The organism is Pseudomonas sp. GW821-FHT01D09 (assembly GCF_059422465.1).
In genome coordinates this window covers 123,517-141,493 of the sequence record NZ_JBWKWY010000007.1, presented here as the reverse complement: position 1 = coordinate 141,493, position 17,977 = coordinate 123,517, and the positions used below count along the sequence as shown (strand labels likewise).

Here is a 17,977-nt window from a genome sequence, read left to right as displayed (position 1 = left end):
GGCTGTCGCGTGCCGGCCCGCGCCTGCATGGGGCGAATAACGGACACATTCTTTGGCCATATTTATCCCCTTTTGGCCGCTCCTGCCGTTCTCCAAACCTGCCCGCCCCGCAACACTGCAAGGCATCTCAACCCGCCTGCGGAGAACAATAACCATGCTGACGATCTATTCGGACGATCATCACCTGCACCACGGCCGTTGCGAATTGATGGACGGGCAACTGATGCCCTGCTTTGAAATGCCCTCGCGCGCCGACCATGTGCTGCAACGGGTCAAGGACCGTGAGCTGGGCCCGGTGCAAGCGCCGCAGGACTTTGGCCTGGCGCCGCTGCAACGCATCCACAGCCGCGACTACCTGGACTTTTTCAAAGGCGCCTGGCAACGCTGGACGGCCTTTGGCCAGGACGGCGACCTGCTGCCCTACACCTGGCCCGCCCGCACCCTGCGCCGGGTGTTGCCCACCAGCCTGCATGGCCAGTTGGGTTACTACAGTTTCGACGGCGGCGCACCGATCACCGCCGGCACCTGGCAAGCGGCCTACAGCGCGGCGCAGGTCGCGCTGACGGCACAACAGGCGATCCAACACGGCGCCCCTGGCGCCTTCGCCCTGTGCCGGCCACCGGGGCACCATGCCGCCAGCGACTTGATGGGCGGCTATTGCTACCTCAACAACGCTGCCATCGCCGCCCAGGCCTTTATCGACCAGGGCCACAGCCGGGTTGCGATTCTCGATGTGGATTACCACCACGGCAACGGCACCCAGTCGATCTTTTATGCCCGCGACGACGTGCTCTTCACCTCGATCCACGGGCACCCGGAAGCGGAGTTTCCGTTTTTTCTCGGTTATGCCGATGAGCGGGGCGAGGGGGCCGGCGAAGGCTTCAATTTCAATTACCCGCTGCCGGCCGGCTCTGGCTGGGCCCAGTGGAGCGCGGCGCTGGAGCAGGCCTGCGAGGAAATCGAGCGCTATGGGGCCGACATCCTCGTGGTCTCCCTGGGGGTGGACACGTTCAAGGACGACCCCATTTCCCAGTTCAAGCTCGACAGCCCGGACTACCTGGCCATGGGCAAGCGTATCGCCAGGCTCGGCAAGCCGACGCTGTTTGTGATGGAGGGCGGTTATGCCGTGGAGGAAATCGGCATCAACGCCGTCAATGTTCTTGAAGGTTTTGAGGGGGCAGCTAAATGAATAGGCTCAAGTCTCTGCTGCTCTGCGCTGCGATATTGAGCAGCGCCGCCCAGGCCGAAGAAAAAACCCTGCGGGTCTACAACTGGTTCGACTACATCACCCCCAAGGCCCTGGAAGACTTCAAGGCGCAGAACCCGGCGATCAAACTGGTCTATGACATCTTCGATACCAATGAAGCCCTGGAGGCCAAGCTGCTCACCGGCAACTCCGGCTATGACGTGGTGGTGCCCTCCAATGTGTTCCTGGCCAAGCAGATCGAGGCCGGGGTGTTCCAGGCGCTGGACCGCAGCCAGTTGCCCAACTGGAACCACCTCGACCCCAAGCTGATGAAGCTGATCGAGGCCAACGATCCCGGTAACAACCATGCGGTACCCTACATGTACGGCACCATCCTGATCGGCTTCAACCCGGACAAGGTCAAGGCCGCCCTGGGCGCTGATGCACCGGTGGACAGCTGGGACCTGATCTTCAACGAACAGCACATCAAAAAGCTCAAGCAGTGCGGCGTGGCGCTGCTGGATTCACCCTCGGAAATCCTGCCCCTGGCCCTGCAGCACCTGGGCCTGGACCCCAACAGCAGCCACCCCGGGGACTATGAAAAGGCCGAAGCGCTGCTGCTGAAAATCCGCCCGTACATCACCTACTTCCACTCCTCCAAATACATGGCCGATATTGCCAACGGCGACATCTGCGTGGCCGTCGGCTACTCCGGCAGCTTTTCCCAGGCCGCCAACCGGGCCAGGGAAGCCAGGAACGGGGTGGTCGTCGATATGCGCCTGCCCAAGGAGGGCGCACCGATCTGGTTCGACATGCTGGCCATCCCCAAGGGGGCAAAAAACCCGCAGGACGCCTACACCTTTATCAACTACTTGCTGCAACCCCAGGTGATCGCGCCCATCAGTGATTTTGTCGGTTACCCCAACCCCAACAAAGACGCGACCGAACACGTCGACGTGGCGATCCGCAACAACCCCAACCTGTACCCCACCGACGCGGCGATGGCCACGCTCTATACGCTCAAGCCCCTGGGCCGCGATGCCGAGCGGGCCAGGACGCGCGCCTGGACCAAGATCAAGTCCGGGACCTGACCGAGGATGGCCGGGGGCAAATCCCGGCCAGGCTTATTTATCTACCGTCTTCCCGATCACACCAGAAACTACTGTGCAGCTCTTCACGCCTTACACCGGCCAAGGAGCTGCACATGCCCGACAACTCGACCCAGGACAACCACCACGCCCCCAGTACCTACGAACTGCTGACACAGTTGAGCACCGGCCCCACCATCCGGGAAGTCGCCGCCAACCTGTTGCGTTCAGCCCTCAGGGAGCAATACCCGACACTCATGATCGACCCGGACCTGGCCATGGTCATCACGCCCCATTGGCGTATCGCCCCCTATCTCATCCAACCGGCACCGCCGTCTGCCCAGTCGCTGACCAGCGTCCTGGCTCGCCAGGCCCTGTCGCCTGAGCCGGTGATCTACATCGATGGCGAGCATTACCTCACGCTGCAACCAGAGGTACGTCCGGCCCTGCATCTACCGGTCAAGATCGATGCCATCGCCCGCCTGATCAATGAGCTGTCGCCGTTGATATTCGTGGCGTTCCAGGAACAGCAACTGGACCACTGGAATGCATCCAATGACACCACAGGCCCTCGCTGGCAGCGGCTCTCCCAGTCCCTGCGCAACATGTGGAACCTCACCGCCCTGGAGGGTTGGGATGAACACGACTGCGCCATGGCCAGGATGCTGTTCCACTTTCCCGACCCGCTCAGGCGCCCGGGATTCGACCCCTATCGGCTCCGGGCCTACCTGGTGGACATCGATGCCTTGCACGACAACCGCTTAACCCATGTCGGCCTCACAGACATGGCGGTGTTGATTGGCGAGCATGAACGGCGCCAGCGGATCCTCACGTATTCGCTGGCCGACGGGTACCGGAAATTCGAGTCCCTGGAGCGCCTCGGCGCAGCGCTACCTTCCAGTGTGGTGCAGTACCGTCCAGACGTGACGCTGCAGTGGCGGCTGTACGAGCCCGCCGGCAACTTCTTCGACAGCACGGCCTGTGCCCTGATCGCCCTGCAACTGCAGGCCATCGGCTCACTGGGCTCCTCCGACCTTGAAAAACCGCCGGCGCAGACCATGCCCGTGCAGGCCGTCACACGGGTCTTGCCGGTGCTTGAAGACCTCAGCGATCAATCGTTGTCGAACATGCACCAGATCCATGAACGGCTGCCCGACTGGCTGGCCAATGCGTCGGACCTGGACGTGACGACCTACAGCCGGTACATGACCGAACTGGCCCAATTGCATACCCAGTCCCGTGGGCGCTCCTTTCGCGACGGTATCTTGCCGATCCGCGACTACGCCCGCGAACACCTGCAAAACCGTCTTCGCGAGCACCCCCAAGGCGCTGGCCTGAATGTGGACAAGATCCAGGTCAGTATCGAAAGCCCGGTGCTCTGGGGCACGTTCATCCTGCCCGGCGCCAGCGATACCACCCAGCACAGCCTGATCGACCTGGCCCTGGCAAACCTGACCGGGCTGCCCACCGGCCAGGCCAGCGTACGCTACAACGGTGGCCCGGCCCCCGAATGGCTGTCGTACAACTACCTCAAAGAGCTGATCGAAACCCTGGACATCGGCGAGCACTACCCGGCGCTGATCAAACGCACCCTCCTGGACAACCCAGCCGAGGCCCTCGACCGCCAATTGCTCTACACCCGGCACTTACGGCTGCAGCTGCCATTACTGGCCTTGCAGTGGAAGATCCAGGGCCGCAACGGCCTTGACGAGCGCGGCTACCGCATGGTCGCCGCCGCCGTACAGGCCCAGGACCATGACCGGCAAGCCGACGGGCAAGAGATCGTCATCCGGCGCCTGGCGTTTATCCCGACCCTGCGCCCCGGCCAGGAACAGGACGTGGTTGCCAACATGTTCGTGATCGGCCCCCGCGACCACACCCAAGGCCCCTGCCTGCTGTATAGCCCGCTGCTGGACCCGGTGCTGGCGCAATACCCGTCGCGGCAAAACCTGCTCTATGCCATCAAACACCACCGCACCTTGCGCGATGCCGTACTGGCCTGGCTGCCCGAAGACATACGCTTCAACTACGAACAGTATGTCTTCCCTGGCAAACTGCCTTCACCGTGGACCGTCGTGCAGGGGTTGGTGGAGCCGCAGGTGGCGGTGCAAATGAGTGGGCCCATCGCCCTGAGCGATGAAGTGCTCGGTAACGACACCCTGGCCACATTGTTCCAGGCCCACGCCCATGCCCTGGTTGAACTGGCGACCCGGCAGTCGGTGTCCAACGTGCAGAAACGTTGGGCAAGCTACCGGCAGATCGGCTGGCAGCTCTTCAGTGCGACATTGCCCTTTATGGGCCGCACCGTCGGCATCGCCGCCTGGATCTGGCAAATCATGGATGACCTGCAAACAGTGGCGCACAGCGAGCCCAGCGCTGACGAGCAACCGGCCTGGACCGCCCAGGTCGACCTGCTGCTCAACCTGGGCATGGCGCTGCTACTGCACGTGGCGCTACGACACCCCGACCCGGTAGACACCACCAAGGCCCGTCCCTTAGAACCTGGCCTCAGCCTGGTAGAGGAACCTGAAAGCCTGCCCCCGGTAAAAAAAATCCTTGTGGTGCGACAACCCGATCTGCCCACCGTCGAACTCCCTGCACACCATCAAGGCCCCCTGCACATCAGCGGTGCGCTGAACCGCACGCCCTCCAGCCTGGGCGCAACCCTGGACCGCTTCAAAGTCAGTCAACCTGCCGGGCTGGGCGAACAGGTCAAAGAGCCCGGGCCGCACCTGCACCTCTATGCCCTTGCACATAAATGGTATGCAAACGTCGGGGAGCGCTGGTTCGAGGTCAAGGTGGATAGCAACGACAATGTGATCATCATCGACCCCACCCACCCCTCGCACACCGGCCCCTTGCTGGTGAGTAATCTGGCCGGCCAGTGGTTTGTCGATACCCGCCTGCGCCTGCGCGGTGCCGGTTTCAGGAACCGCCGGCAATCGGCCCGAGACAAGGCGCCCTCGCGCATCAGTGACCTACGGGAAAAACTCAACAAGTTCGACGCCGACGAAAAACGCGGGCAAACGGAAGTGTCCCAGGCACGGGCGGCGATCGACCCGGTGCCCGGGCCGTCCAGCAACCGGCAGCGCCAAGCGTTCCTCGATAAGGTGGACAGCCGCCTGGCGGACTATGACGTGCCCATCCGGCAGTTGCGGTCGCTGAACATCATCGACACGGTGCCCAACTACCAGAGCAGCATGATCGACTATCTGCGCAAGCAACTGCTGCTGACGCGCTCTGCCATTGCCGAGCGCCTACCGATATTTCGCGACAAGCTGGTGGGGACCGTGGAAGACATCGAAGCCATGACCAGCCTGGATATAAAAAAGCGCACCGAGGTCGCACAAACCATGGCTGACCTGAACCTGGATATGATCAAGCGCATGGAGTACACGCAAACCCGCTACCGTGAGCTTGAAAGTCTTGGTGTAGAAGGGGCGAAGGTGATTCAGGCCACCATACGGGCCTTGCCCGATTTCAGGATTCACGACCTCAAGGCCCTGCAACTGACCCTTAGTCGCTACCTCTGCATAGGGGAAGGCAGTGGGGAAGCCTTCACCGATACCTATATCCAGCTCAATGACATCATCAATATCGCCGACCTCAACGTGCAAACGTGGATCGAGACCCTGACCGAAACCCACATCAGCAACCGGGACGAGCGCATTGAGGTACTCAACAGCCTGGTCGAGCAGTTTGCACTCGTCGATCAACGCCTGCTGGACCTGCATGCCGAACACCCGGAATACGTGCTGCGCGAACCCCTGGAAACCCTTCGTCAGCAAATCGATCAATTCAACCAATCCGCCGTGCGGGAACTGGCGCTGCTGCTCAGAGAAAGAAAAGCCCAGGTGCCCAAGCCCGGCACTTCAAGAACACCGCAGACACCCAGGCGCAAAGTCATCAAGACGCGCTTCAATGGTGTGATGGTGGGCGAACCGCGGGCGGCCCAAAGCGATCTGGTCGACATCAAGGCACCGGTGACCGGCAAGGTCATTGCGACCTTTCACGAAAAAAGCCCGGGGGTCTGGGTCGAGCGCCAGAGCCCGTCTTCAAGCCGGCGCGAGCCACAGACCCGCGACCTGGCGACCAGCATGGAGGCTGGGCAGACACTGCTCAATGAAGAACCCACCTCGACCCTGCGCACCTTGGAACATGCAAAAAAAGCCGGACGCATCCCGGTGGAAATCGAAGAAATGCTCCATCAGTACGCCGCACGCCTGGAGCACGCAGCGAGCGCCATTGAAGAAGCGCTGACCCGGCTCAACCTCACAGACAGCGACAACCCATCAGCCGCCACCCTCAACCGCAAACTCAACGACACAGCCCAGCGGCTCTACGAGCAGGGCACAACCACCCGCATCCGCATGACCAAACAGCAACCGCCCACCGCCGCACGGGTGGAGTGGCTGCATGCCAAGGGGTTGGTAAAAATTGCCAAGGTCGTCACCCGCCGGCGCCTCAAGGGCCCCGGCAAAAACTACCTGGACGAATACGAAGTGCGCGATCACCAGACTCACGCCGTGCTGTGGTATGCCCACTTTCACTATGAATCGCCCACCGCCGCCCCCGAACACTTTAGCGCCGGCCACCTGAAAACCCGCGACCAGCAAAAACTCGGCGGCGCGATCCACCGTACAGGCTTGAGCGACCGCGACCAGATCGCCATTTATCGCAGTGAAATCAGCCCGCAATTGGCCCGGTCACTGTTCTTCCAAAGCTGACCGTCAACCGACCTGCCATGCCCGGCGCAGCCTGGCCAGGGCCTGGACGATGGCGGCTTCGGGCACGGCGGCAAACCCCAGCACCAGGCCGGCCCGCGGGTTGCCCGTAGGGCTGGCGTCGGGCAACCAATAGCTGCTCAGGCCATTGATCTCGACACCCGCCCCGTGGGCCTGGGCCAGCAATTGCGCTTCACGGGCCAGGCCCTCTACCCGCACCGTGAGGTGCAACCCCGCCGCGACGCCAGGCAGGCTGCCCATGCCCGGCACGTCAGCCGGCCAGCCGGCGAGCAAAGCATTGCGCCGACTCAAGGCAGCGCGGCGCATGCGGCGGATATGCCGCTGGAAGTGCCCGGCCGCCATGAACTCGGCCATCACCGCCTGGGTGCTGACTTCCGAGTGCCGCACATCCACGGCACGGCGCCGGGTGAAGGCGTCCACCCACCCGTGTGGCAGTACCAGGTAGCCCAGGCGCAACGCCGGGAACGCCACCTTGCCGAACGTCCCCACATAGAGCACCCGGCCACTGCGGTCGAGGGCGGCCAGCGGGGCCAGGGGCGCGCCGCTGTAGCGGTACTCGCCGTCGTAGTCGTCCTCGATGATCCAGCCGCCCGTGCGCTCGGCCCAGGCCAGCAACTCCAGGCGCCGGGGCAGGCTCATGACCACCCCAGTCGGGTACTGGTGCGAAGGCGTGACATAAGCCAGGCGGCAGTCGTGGAGCGCGTTCAATGCCTGGCAGTCGATGCCTTCGGCGTCTACCGCCACGCCCTCCAGTTTCGCCCCCGCAATGGCGAACGCATGCCCTGCCGCCCGGTAGCCGGGATTTTCAAGCGCCACGCGATCCCCGGGCGCCACCAGCAGCTGTGCACAAAGGCTGATTCCCTGCTGTGCGCCGCTGGTGATCACTATTTGCTCAGCGCTGCACTGCAGGCCTCGCGAACTGCGCAGGTAGGCGGCGATCAGCCCGCGCAGGCGCTCGTCCCCCGCCGGATCGCCGTAGCACAGTTGCTGCAGGTCCGGTTTGCGCCAAAAAGCCGCATTGAGCTTGGCCCACACGTCAAACGGGAACAGGTCAAAGGCCGGTACACCTACGCGAAAAGCCCGGGGCGGGCCCGTGGGGGGCAAGGGTAAATGGTTGGTTTCCAGGCGCCCCAAGGCGGGGCTGTGGATAACTTTCCTGGGGGAAATCCCAGGCGGATCGGCGTGAATTGTGGATAAGGCTGGGGATAAGCCTGTTGATAACCCTGTGGACAGTTTTGTGGATAATTTTTCTGCCAGTTGCGCCACATAGGTCCCATCGCCGACCCGTCCCTGGATAAAGCCCTCGGCATACAGCTGGTCGTAGGCCCGTACCACACTGTTGCGGGAAATCGACAACGCCGCCGCCAGATCCCGGCTGGCCGGCAACCGGGTGCCGCTGACCAGCCGCCCATCCAGCACCCGCTGGCGCAGCGCTTCGTATAACTGCCGCGTCAGGCCCTGACGGCGGTCCAGTTCGATTCCGGCCGGGTTGAACGACAGCGGGGGCGCTAACGGGGGCATGGCATGGACTCCGCACATTGGACCCATGAAATGGATCAAAGATGGCTCTTACAACGAACCATTAGCCTGCCTAGGATGCTGCCATTCGCCAAGGAAAATATTCATGTACACACCCTGCGCCTTTGCCCTCGACGACTTGCCCGAAATACAGCAACTGATCCGGCACACGCGCCTGGCGCAGTTGGTGACCTTTGGCGAACACGGCCTGCAAGCCAGCCACTTGCCGCTGCTGCTCAACCCGGATGAAGGGCCCAACGGTACGCTCTATGGGCATATGGCCAAAGCCAATCGCCAGTGGCAGGACCTGCAGAACGGCAGCCAGGCCCTGGTGATTTTTGCCGGTGCCGAGGCTTATATCAGCCCGGCGTTTTACCCGACCAAGGCTGAGCACGGCAAAGTGGTGCCCACCTGGAATTACCTGGCAGTCCACGCCTATGGCCAGGCCGAGGTGTTCACCGAAGCCGAGCGCCTGCTCACACTGGTCAGCGCCCTGACCGACCGCCACGAGCGCGGCCGCGCCCAGCCCTGGCAAGTCAGCGACGCACCCGCGGACTACATGGATGGCATGCTCAAGGCCATCGTCGGTTTCGCCCTGCCGATCCAGCGCCTGCAAGGCAAACGCAAGCTCAGCCAGAACCGCAGCGCGGCAGATATCGCCGGCGTGCGCCAAGGGCTGGCTGCCAGCCCTGACGTGCGCGACCAAACCCTCGCCCGATTCATTCCCAAGGAGCCCACATGAGCCCGATCGCAATCCGCCGGGTAACCGCCGCCGACCATGCTGCCTGGTTGCCGCTGTGGCAGGCCTACCTGCGCTTCTACAACACCGAGCTGCCGGACGCGGTCAGCACCAGTACCTGGCAACGCCTGCTCGACCCCAACGAGCCGACCCATTCGGCCCTGGCCTGGCAGGACGGCAAGGCGCTGGGCCTGGTCAACTTTATCTACCATCGCTCCAACTGGAGCATCGAAAGCGCCTGTTACCTGCAAGACCTGTTCGTGGAGGTCGCCCAACGCGGCACCGGGGTCGGTCGCACACTGATCGAGTTCGTCTACACCACCGCCAAGGCCGAGGGGTGTTGCAAAGTCCACTGGCTGACCCATGAGAGCAATGCCACTGCGATTGCGTTATACGAGCGCATCGCCGAACGTCCCGGCTTTATCCAATTTCGCCACGGCCTTTAAGGAGCAGCGCATGTCGACCTCACTCGCAGACTGGAAAGGTGCCCCTGCGCCCACCGCCCAATTGATCGAAGGGCGTTTTATCCGCCTGGAAAAACTCGACCCGGCCCGCCACGCCGATGGCCTGTGGCAGGCCCTACAGGGCCCCGGCGCCGATCCCAAGCTGTGGGACTATTTGCCCTACGGCCCATTTCCCGAGCGCGCCGCGTTCGACGCGTGGCTGGACAACCACGCGGCCAACAGCGACCCGTACTTTTTCAGCGTGCTCGACCGCGCCAGCGGCGATGTGCAGGGCCTCCTCAGCCTGATGTCGATCGTCCCGGCCCAGGGCCGCATCGAAATCGGCCACGTCACCTTCGGCGCGCCGATGCAGCGCTCGCCCAAAAGCACCGAGGCCGTATACCTGCTGGCCCGACACGCGTTTGAGCTGGGCTACCGGCGCCTGGAATGGAAGTGCAACAACGCCAACGCCCGCTCCAAATACGCGGCCGAGCGCCTGGGCTTCAGTTTTGAAGGGGTGTTCCGCCAGCATATGGTGGTCAAGGGGCAAAACCGCGATACGGCGTGGTATTCGATCCTCGATGGAGAATGGGCCAAGGTGGGCGCGGGGTTTGAGGCGTGGCTGGGCGAGGCTAACCAGACGGCGGATGGGCAGGTGAAAAGCCTGGCGCAATGCCGGGGCTGACACTCAGCTCAACGACCGCCGAACCTTGACCACGCCCATCTGCAAGCCGAACGGCCGGAACACCGCGTTCAACGACTTGAGCGTCTGATTGCCCTCGCCGTGCTCGATATGCACCAGGGTGCGCAGGGAAATCTTGCACATCCTGGCGAATTGGCTCTGGTGCAGGCCGGTGACTTCCACCCGTAGCCGGCGCACGGCTTCGCCGATCTGCAGGGTGCCCTCGGCCAGGCCCTGTTCCACGCTCTGGATCAACAAGGCGCGGGTATCCATGCTGACAGTCATCTGAGCCCCCATTGCTGTAGACGTTGGTCCAGTTTGCCGAGCGCAACACTTGTCTTGGTGCGATGAGCTCAACTAACGCAATAAAATCCCCCCCCTCCAGACCACAACCCCTACACCTTGATTCTTCTGGCACCGAAGACCTCTCCCGCAAACCGCAAACGCTCACCCTGACAGTTATCCCTCCAGCGCCTCGCTAAATTCCCCGCCTCACATATCAGAGGTCGGACCCTATGCCCCGCACATCCAAGCGACTCGCCCTTGTCATCACCTTCACGCTGAGTCTTTTCAGCATTCAATTGGCCGTGGCACGCGGAGATATGGAGCCGCCAAGCGACCATGACCCTGCCTACCCAGAACCGGCCACGCCGTTCTATTTTGTCGATTACGCCACCACCGGCAATGGTCGGAGCGTGGCCCTGGTGCTGGACCGTGCGGTGGATGCCTTGCTGGAGTCAGACAACCTGAGCGTGCGCGAGCAGTATCTGATTGCAGATGACGCCCGTTATATGGGCAACCTGGCCCCCGGAAGAATCGGCGCGGTGCTTGAGCAACTGGCCGCCAGCCAGAACGCCAACCTGGGCAGCGCCACCCATAACAGCCTCAAGCCTGTGCAGGCCAGCCTGCTGTCGGCCATGGGCGACGTGAACAGCGACGCCGCTGGCCGCTTCTGGCTGCAAGGCCTGGGCAACGCCGGCAGCCTGGACGGCCAGCACGGCGCGGCCGATTTGCAGCAGCGCACCCAAGGCCTGGTGCTGGGCGCCGATTGGGCCGTGGACCACGCCTGGCGCGCAGGGGTCATGGGGGCCAAGACCACCAGCGACCTCAGTGCCAAACGCTTCAAGGCTGCACTGGACAGCTGGCACCTGGGGGCTTATGCGGTGCGCCAGGACGGGCCGCTGGCGCTGCGCCTGGGGGCGATCTACAGCAACCACGCCGGGCTGAACAAACGCAGTGTCGATTTTGATTTCATCGATTACCGAGAGCAGCTCAAGGGCAAGTACACCGCCCAGAGCCAGAATATCTTCAGCGAACTGGGCTATCGCGTGGATTCCGGCAGTTTCGCCGCCGAACCATTCGCCGGCGTGGGCTTTCAGCGCTACCACCGCGAACGCTTCAAGGAAAAAGGCGGCCTCAGCGCCCTTAACGTCGGCGAACAGACCCAACAAAACCTCAGCAGTACCTTGGGCCTGCGCCTGAGCAGCCTCTATACCCTGGACAACCAGATGACCCTCAAGCCCCACCTCAGTGCAAGCTGGAAGCACCTGTACGGCAATGTCGGCAGCCACGTGCGCCAGTCCTCGGCCTGGGTGGACAGGTCGGTGTTCAACAGCGACTTCACCATCGAAGGCACGGCTCTGGACCGCAATAGCCTGGCCCTGCAAGCCGGGCTGGGGCTCGGTATGTCGACCACGCAAAGCGTGGGCCTGACCTATACCGGCGACTTTGGCGCCCGCAGCAGCAACCAGGCGGTGATGGGCCAATGGACCCTGGCCTTCTGATTTCGCACGTTTTGCAGGCGAAAAAAAGGGGGCAACATTGCCCCCCGAGGATTAAACGGTAGTGTCGAAGGCTGGAAATCAGCCTTCGATTTCGATCAGGATTTCGCCCGGGTTGACCCGGTCGCCCTTGGCCACGTGAACGGCGCTGACCTTGCCGGCGATGGCCGCCTGTACTTCGGTCTCCATCTTCATCGCTTCGGTGATCAGCACGGCCTGACCGGCCTTGACCACATCGCCTTCCTTGACCAGCACATCGACGATATTGCCCGGCATCGCCGTGCTGACATGGCCCGGCGCGCTGGCTTGCTTACGCTTGCTGGTGCCGCCGCCGACGAATTCGTTGAGCGGCTCGAACACCACTTCTTCCGGCATGCCGTCGATGGACAGGTAGAAGTGGCGCTTGCCTTCGGCCTTGACGCCGACACCGGTGATATCCACGCGGTAGCTTTCGCCATGCACGTCGATAACGAACTCGGTCGGTACACCTTCGCCACCGGCACGGGCCACGCCGCCGGCTTCGGGGATCGGCAGCAGCACTTCAGGGCTCAGGGTGCCGGCTTCACGCTCTTCGAGGAACTTGCGCCCGATGTCCGGGAACATCGCATAAGTCAGCACGTCTTCTTCGGACTTGGCCAAGGTGCCGATTTCACCGCGCAGCTTGGTCATTTCCGGCTTGAGCAGGTCGGCCGGGCGCACGTCGATCACGTCTTCGCTGCCGATGGCCTGGCGCCGCAGTTTCTCGTCCACCGTGCCTGGTGCCTTGCCGTAGCCGCCTTGCAGATACAGCTTCACTTCGTTGGTGATGGTCTTGTAGCGCTCGCCGGCCAGCACGTTGAAGAACGCCTGGGTGCCGACGATCTGCGAGGTTGGCGTCACCAGCGGCGGGAAGCCGAGGTCTTCACGCACCCGCGGGATTTCCGCCAGCACTTCGCTCATGCGGTTGAGGGCGCCCTGCTCCTTCAACTGGTTGGCCAGGTTGGAAATCATCCCGCCCGGCACCTGGTTGACTTGCACGCGGGTGTCGACCGCAGTGAATTCGCTTTCAAACTGGTGATACTTCTTGCGCACGGCGTAGAAGTACAGGCCGATTTCCTGCAGCAGTTCCAGGTCCAGGCCGGTGTCGAACTCGCTGCCTTTGAGGGCGGCGACCATCGACTCGGTGCCCGGGTGGCTGGTGCCCCAGGCGAAGCTGGAGATGGCGGTGTCGATATGGTCGGCACCGTTTTCGATGGCCTTGAGTTGGCACATCGCGGCCAAACCCGCTGTGTCATGGGAGTGGATAAAGATCGGCAGGCTCTGCTCGGCCTTCAGCGCCTTGACCAACTCGCCGGTGGCGTATGGGGTCAGCAGGCCGGCCATGTCCTTGATCGCCACCGAGTCGCAACCCATGGCCTCCATTTGCTTGGCCTGGGCCACAAACGCCTCGATGGTGTGCACCGGGCTGGTGGTGTAGGCGATGGTGCCCTGGGCGTGCTTGCCCGCCGCTTTCACCGCTTCGATGGCCACCCGCAGGTTACGCACGTCGTTCATCGCATCGAAGATGCGGAACACGTCGATGCCATTCACCGCCGCCTTGGCCACGAAGGCCTTGACCACGTCGTCGCTGTAATGGCGGTAGCCCAGCAGGTTCTGCCCACGCAGGAGCATTTGCAGGCGCGTGTTGGGCAACGCGGCGCGCAGTTTGCGCAGGCGCTCCCACGGGTCTTCTTTCAAGAAGCGTACGCAGGCGTCGAAGGTCGCGCCGCCCCAGACTTCCAGGGACCAGTAGCCGACTTTGTCGAGCTTGTCGCAGATCGGCAGCATGTCGTCGGTACGCATGCGGGTAGCCAGCAACGATTGGTGGGCGTCGCGCAGGATGGTGTCGGTAACGAAGATCTTCTTGCTCATTGTTATATTCCTCACAGGCCTGCGTGGGCGGCGATGGCGGCGGCGATGGCCAGGGCCAGCTCTTCGGGTTTGCGCTTGATCGAGTAGTTGGTCAGCTCAGGATGGCTTTCCACAAAACTGGTGTTGAACTGGCCGCTGCGGAATTCCGGGTTGCGCAGGATTTCCTGGTAGTAAGCGGCGGTGGTTTTCACGCCTTGCAGGCGCATATCGTCCAGGGCACGCAGGCCGCGGTCCATGGCTTCTTCCCAGGTCAACGCCCAGACCACCAGTTTCAGGCACATGGAGTCGTAGAACGGCGGGATGGTGTAGCCGGTGTAGATCGCCGTGTCGGTACGCACGCCAGGGCCGCCGGGGGCGTAGTAGCGGGTGATCTTGCCGAAGCTGGGGAGGAAGTTGTTCTTCGGGTCTTCGGCGTTGATACGGAACTGCAACGCAAAGCCACGGTGCTGGATATCTTCCTGTTTCACCGACAGCGGCAGGCCCGAGGCAATGCGGATCTGCTCGCGGACGATATCAATGCCGGTAATTTCTTCGGTGATGGTGTGTTCCACCTGCACCCGGGTGTTCATTTCCATGAAGTACACCTCGCCCTCGGCGAGCAGAAACTCCACGGTGCCGGCGTTCTCATAGCCCACGGCCTTGGCCGCGCGCACCGACAGGTCGCCGATATAGGCGCGCTGCTCGGGGGTCAGTTGGGGGCTGGGGGCGATTTCGATGAGTTTCTGGTTACGACGCTGGATCGAGCAATCGCGCTCGAACAGATGCACCACGTTGCCAAAGCTGTCACCGAGGATCTGCGCCTCGATGTGCTTGGGGTTGACGATGCATTTTTCCAGGAACACTTCCGCCGAACCAAAGGCCTTGGTGGCCTCGGAGATCACGCGGGGGAAGGCTTGTTCGAGTTCTTCACGGCTGTTGCAGCGACGAATGCCGCGACCGCCACCACCGGAGGTGGCCTTGAGCATCACCGGGTAGCCGATGCGGTCGCCTTCGGTCAGCGCTTCGGCGATGTCAGCGACGTTGCCTTCGGTGCCGGGGGTGACCGGCACACCGGCCTTGATCATGCTGCGGCGCGCTTCGGTCTTGTCGCCCATGCGGCGAATCACTTCGGCCGATGGACCAATGAACTTGATCCCACGTTCGGCGCAGATATCCGCCAGTTCGGCGTTTTCCGACAGGAAGCCGTAGCCAGGGTGCAGCGCGTCGCAGCCGGTTTCCACGGCCAGGTTCACCAGCTTGCGCGGGTTCAGGTAACCGGCCAGGGGCTCGGCACCAATGCTGTGGGCCTCATCGGCGCGCTTGACGTGCAAGGCATGCCGGTCTGCGTCGGAATAGACCGCCACCGAACGGATCCCCATTTCGGCACAGGCCCGCACAATGCGGACGGCAATCTCACCACGGTTGGCGATCAGGATCTTTGTTATCACTTGGAAATTCCCTTGAGCCGATTGCTGCGTTCTTCGACCTGCTAGACCAGGTCGGCGCGTGACCAAATGTTTCAGGCCAGTCGCCAGACACACACTATGCGCACTTAGGGATTAACAAAAATCAATAATTATTGGGCCGTGTATAAGTAAAGCCTTATAGTTGACCCTACAGCCCCGGCGAGTTGCTTTGAACTATGCGTAAGTCATTGATGCGCCTTACATTACGGCAATTGCAGATCTTCAATGAGGTCTGTGATTTGCGCTCCTACAGCCGCGCCGCCGAGGAAATGTCCCTTACGCAGCCCGCCGTCAGCCTACAAATTCGCCAGCTCGAAGAGCTGATCGGCCAACCACTGTTCGACTATGTGGGCAAAAAACTCTACATGACCGAAGCCGCCGAAGCCCTGCAACGGGCCAGCCGGGACATTTTCGGGCGCCTGGAAAACCTCGATATGCAGCTCTCGGACATGCAGGGCTCGCTGCAGGGGCAATTGAAGCTGGCGGTGGAGTCCAGCGCCAAATACTTCGTGCCGCACTTGTTCGCGGCCTTCAAGCGCCAGCACCCGGAGGTGCAGTTGCACCTGACGGTGGTCAACCGCGCCCAGGTGATCCGCCGGCTCTCAGACAATCGTGATGACCTGGTGATCATGTCCATGGTGCCCCAGGACATGGGCCTGGAGTTCCTGCCGTTTCTTAATAACCCGATTGTGGCGGTGGCCCCGCCGGACCATCCACTGAGCCTGCAAGGCCCATTGCGCCTGCAGGACCTGGAGCCTTATACGTTGCTGCTGCGCGAGCCGGGTTCCGGGACGCGGTTGGCCTGCGAGGAGTATTTCAAGGAAAAACGCGTGCACTTCACCCAGACGGTGGAAGTGGCGTCGGCCGAGGCGCAACGTGAGTGCGTGGTGGCGGGGTTGGGCGTGGCGCTGCTGACGCGCCACGCCCTGAACCTGGAACTGGCCACCGGCGGGCTCAAGGAGCTGCCGGTGGAAGAGCTGCCGCTGTACCGCAGCTGGTGCCTGGTGCAGGCCAAGGCCAAGCGCCTGTCACCGGTGGCCCATGCGTTCCTGGGCTTTATCCGCAGCGAGCGGGTGCAGATCAGCGCGCTGGCTGAACGCTTCGCTGGGCAGCCGCGGATGCCTGCCAGTGCAGCTCCGGGTAGTCACTGATGCTTTGCTGTAATTGGCGCTGTTCGCAGCGATCTTCAATTGCACGCCGGAACGCCATGCGGCGCTGGTCTTCCTGCTGACGACGGGTCTTGACGGTGCTGGTGCTGTCTTCGTAGTGCCGGGCCATTTCGAGTCTCCCAATGCGAGTACGGGGAGTTCAGGATGGGCGCGGGGGATGACGGTTTGGCGGCGTGGGGGTTACAGGACGATGAATCTTCTTAATATGCGCAAGATCTAAATGTGGGAGCGGGCTTGCTCGCGATAGCAGTGGGCCAGACGCCTGATATGTCGACTGATCCACCGCTATCGCGAGCAAGCCCGCTCCCACATTTTTGACTGTGTGTAACCTTCAGTCGTCGAGGGCTTTGACCGATTTGGGCGAGAGACGCAGGCTGCGCAAGCTGCGTTTGACGCTCTTGAGGTGGTTGACCAGGCTCGGCCCGCGCGCCATGGCCACGCCCATTGCCAGCACGTCGATCACCACCAGGTGGGCGATGCGCGAGGTCAGCGGGGTGTAGATCTCGGTGTCTTCGTGCACATCGATCGCCAGGTTGACCGTGGACAGTTCCGCCAAGGGCGTCTGGCTCGGGCACAAGGTGATCAGCGACGCGCCGCTTTCACGCACCAGATTGGCGGTGATCAGCAAGTCCTTGGAGCGGCCCGACTGGGAAATACAGATCGCCACGTCGGTGGGCTTCAACGTCACCGCCGACATCGCCTGCATGTGCGGGTCGCTGTAGGCCGCCGCCGTCAGCAGCAGGCGGAAGAATTTGTGCTGGGCATCCGCCGCCACCGCGCCGGAGGCACCAAAGCCATAGAACTCCACGCGCTGGGCCTGGGACATGGCCGTCACGGCTTTTTGCAGCTCGATCGGGTCGAGCTTTTCCCGCACTTCCATCAGGGTGTGCAGGGTGGTATCGAAAATTTTCAGACTGTAGTCGGCGACGGAGTCGTCTTCGTGGATCGCAAACTGCCCGAAGCTGGCGCCGGCCGCCAGGCTCTGGGCCAGTTTCAGCTTCAAGTCCTGGAACCCCGAGCAACCGATGGCGCGGCAGAAGCGCACGATGGTCGGCTCGCTGATCCCCACGCTGTGGGCCAGGTCAGCCATGGAGCTGTGCATCACGGCCGCAGGGTCAAGCAGCACGTGATCGGCAACCTTGAGTTCCGATTTGCGTAACAGGTGGCGCGACTGGGCGATATGTTGCAACAGGTTCAAAGGGCAGGACTCTTGTTATTGGCAGGCGCCAGGGATGTAGCAAGCTTGTAGTTATACTACAAGAATTGCCGATTTGCCCGTTCGATGCATCAC

General features: G+C 62.5%; 14 protein-coding genes. 8 read left to right on the top strand and 6 right to left on the bottom strand.

The window, feature by feature from the left end; all coding sequences use genetic code 11:
- Window positions 1–154: 154 nt before the first annotated feature.
- The 3 genes from AC07W7_RS10435 (at window position 155) to AC07W7_RS10425 (ending at window position 7,001) form a co-directional block, all read left to right on the top strand.
- Window positions 155–1,189: a histone deacetylase family protein gene (locus tag AC07W7_RS10435; protein WP_076963097.1), complete on the top strand. Its 1,035-nt coding sequence runs from the start codon at window positions 155–157 to the stop codon at window positions 1,187–1,189.
- On the top strand, window positions 1,186–2,277 hold the full coding sequence (locus AC07W7_RS10430; protein ID WP_076963096.1) for a polyamine ABC transporter substrate-binding protein: 1,092 nt from the start codon (window positions 1,186–1,188) through the stop codon (window positions 2,275–2,277). Before AC07W7_RS10435 ends, AC07W7_RS10430 begins: the two co-directional genes overlap by 4 nt.
- Before the next feature lie 113 nt (window positions 2,278–2,390).
- Window positions 2,391–7,001 carry a dermonecrotic toxin domain-containing protein gene (locus AC07W7_RS10425; RefSeq protein ID WP_495039252.1) on the top strand — a complete coding sequence of 1,537 codons (4,611 nt, stop codon included), beginning with the start codon at window positions 2,391–2,393 and terminating at the stop codon, window positions 6,999–7,001.
- 3 nt (window positions 7,002–7,004) lie between these two features.
- Here the strand turns inward: AC07W7_RS10425 and pdxR are convergent, their stop codons facing one another.
- Window positions 7,005–8,540: a MocR-like pyridoxine biosynthesis transcription factor PdxR gene (gene pdxR, locus AC07W7_RS10420; RefSeq protein ID WP_495039251.1), complete on the bottom strand. Its 1,536-nt coding sequence runs from the start codon at window positions 8,538–8,540 to the stop codon at window positions 7,005–7,007.
- Between the two features lie 103 nt (window positions 8,541–8,643).
- On the opposite strand from pdxR, the gene AC07W7_RS10415 reads away from it, so the two are divergent.
- The 3 genes from AC07W7_RS10415 to AC07W7_RS10405 are packed head-to-tail and all read left to right on the top strand — an operon-like array spanning window position 8,644 to window position 10,404.
- Window positions 8,644–9,279, top strand: coding sequence for an FMN-binding negative transcriptional regulator (locus AC07W7_RS10415; protein WP_495039250.1), 636 nt, complete (start codon window positions 8,644–8,646; stop codon window positions 9,277–9,279).
- On the top strand, window positions 9,276–9,722 hold the full coding sequence (locus AC07W7_RS10410) for a GNAT family N-acetyltransferase (protein ID WP_495039249.1): 447 nt from the start codon (window positions 9,276–9,278) through the stop codon (window positions 9,720–9,722). The genes AC07W7_RS10415 and AC07W7_RS10410 overlap by 4 nt, the downstream gene beginning before the upstream one ends.
- A gap of 10 nt (window positions 9,723–9,732) precedes the next feature.
- Complete coding sequence (locus AC07W7_RS10405; protein WP_169867227.1) at window positions 9,733–10,404, top strand: GNAT family N-acetyltransferase; 672 nt, start codon at window positions 9,733–9,735, stop codon at window positions 10,402–10,404.
- A gap of 3 nt (window positions 10,405–10,407) precedes the next feature.
- Here the strand turns inward: AC07W7_RS10405 and AC07W7_RS10400 are convergent, their stop codons facing one another.
- The gene (locus AC07W7_RS10400; RefSeq protein ID WP_076963090.1) at window positions 10,408–10,686 is read right to left on the bottom strand and encodes a helix-turn-helix domain-containing protein; all 279 of its coding nucleotides are present in this window, start codon (window positions 10,684–10,686) and stop codon (window positions 10,408–10,410) included.
- Between the two features lie 230 nt (window positions 10,687–10,916).
- Here AC07W7_RS10400 and AC07W7_RS10395 point away from each other — a divergent pair, with 230 nt between their 5' ends.
- Window positions 10,917–12,185: an autotransporter outer membrane beta-barrel domain-containing protein gene (locus AC07W7_RS10395; RefSeq protein ID WP_495039248.1), complete on the top strand. Its 1,269-nt coding sequence runs from the start codon at window positions 10,917–10,919 to the stop codon at window positions 12,183–12,185.
- Window positions 12,186–12,263: 78 nt separating this feature from the next.
- Here the strand turns inward: AC07W7_RS10395 and oadA are convergent, their stop codons facing one another.
- Together oadA and AC07W7_RS10385 are read right to left on the bottom strand one after the other, a co-directional pair.
- Window positions 12,264–14,072 (bottom strand): sodium-extruding oxaloacetate decarboxylase subunit alpha, encoded by a 1,809-nt coding sequence (oadA, locus tag AC07W7_RS10390; RefSeq protein ID WP_076963087.1) that lies wholly within the window; start codon window positions 14,070–14,072, stop codon window positions 12,264–12,266.
- Window positions 14,073–14,083: 11 nt separating this feature from the next.
- On the bottom strand, window positions 14,084–15,499 hold the full coding sequence (locus tag AC07W7_RS10385; RefSeq protein ID WP_029290035.1) for an acetyl-CoA carboxylase biotin carboxylase subunit: 1,416 nt from the start codon (window positions 15,497–15,499) through the stop codon (window positions 14,084–14,086).
- A gap of 194 nt (window positions 15,500–15,693) precedes the next feature.
- Between AC07W7_RS10385 and AC07W7_RS10380 the strand changes: the two genes are divergently transcribed.
- Window positions 15,694–16,668 (top strand): LysR family transcriptional regulator, encoded by a 975-nt coding sequence (locus AC07W7_RS10380; RefSeq protein WP_076963086.1) that lies wholly within the window; start codon window positions 15,694–15,696, stop codon window positions 16,666–16,668.
- Here the strand turns inward: AC07W7_RS10380 and AC07W7_RS10375 are convergent.
- Window positions 16,598–16,795, bottom strand: coding sequence for a PA3496 family putative envelope integrity protein (locus AC07W7_RS10375; protein WP_076963085.1), 198 nt, complete (start codon window positions 16,793–16,795; stop codon window positions 16,598–16,600). The two genes, AC07W7_RS10380 and AC07W7_RS10375, sit on opposite strands and share 71 nt — an antisense overlap.
- A 222-nt stretch (window positions 16,796–17,017) precedes the next feature.
- Window positions 17,018–17,884 (bottom strand): transcriptional regulator HexR, encoded by an 867-nt coding sequence (hexR, locus tag AC07W7_RS10370; RefSeq protein ID WP_029290040.1) that lies wholly within the window; start codon window positions 17,882–17,884, stop codon window positions 17,018–17,020.
- Between the last annotated feature and the right edge of the window lie 93 nt (window positions 17,885–17,977).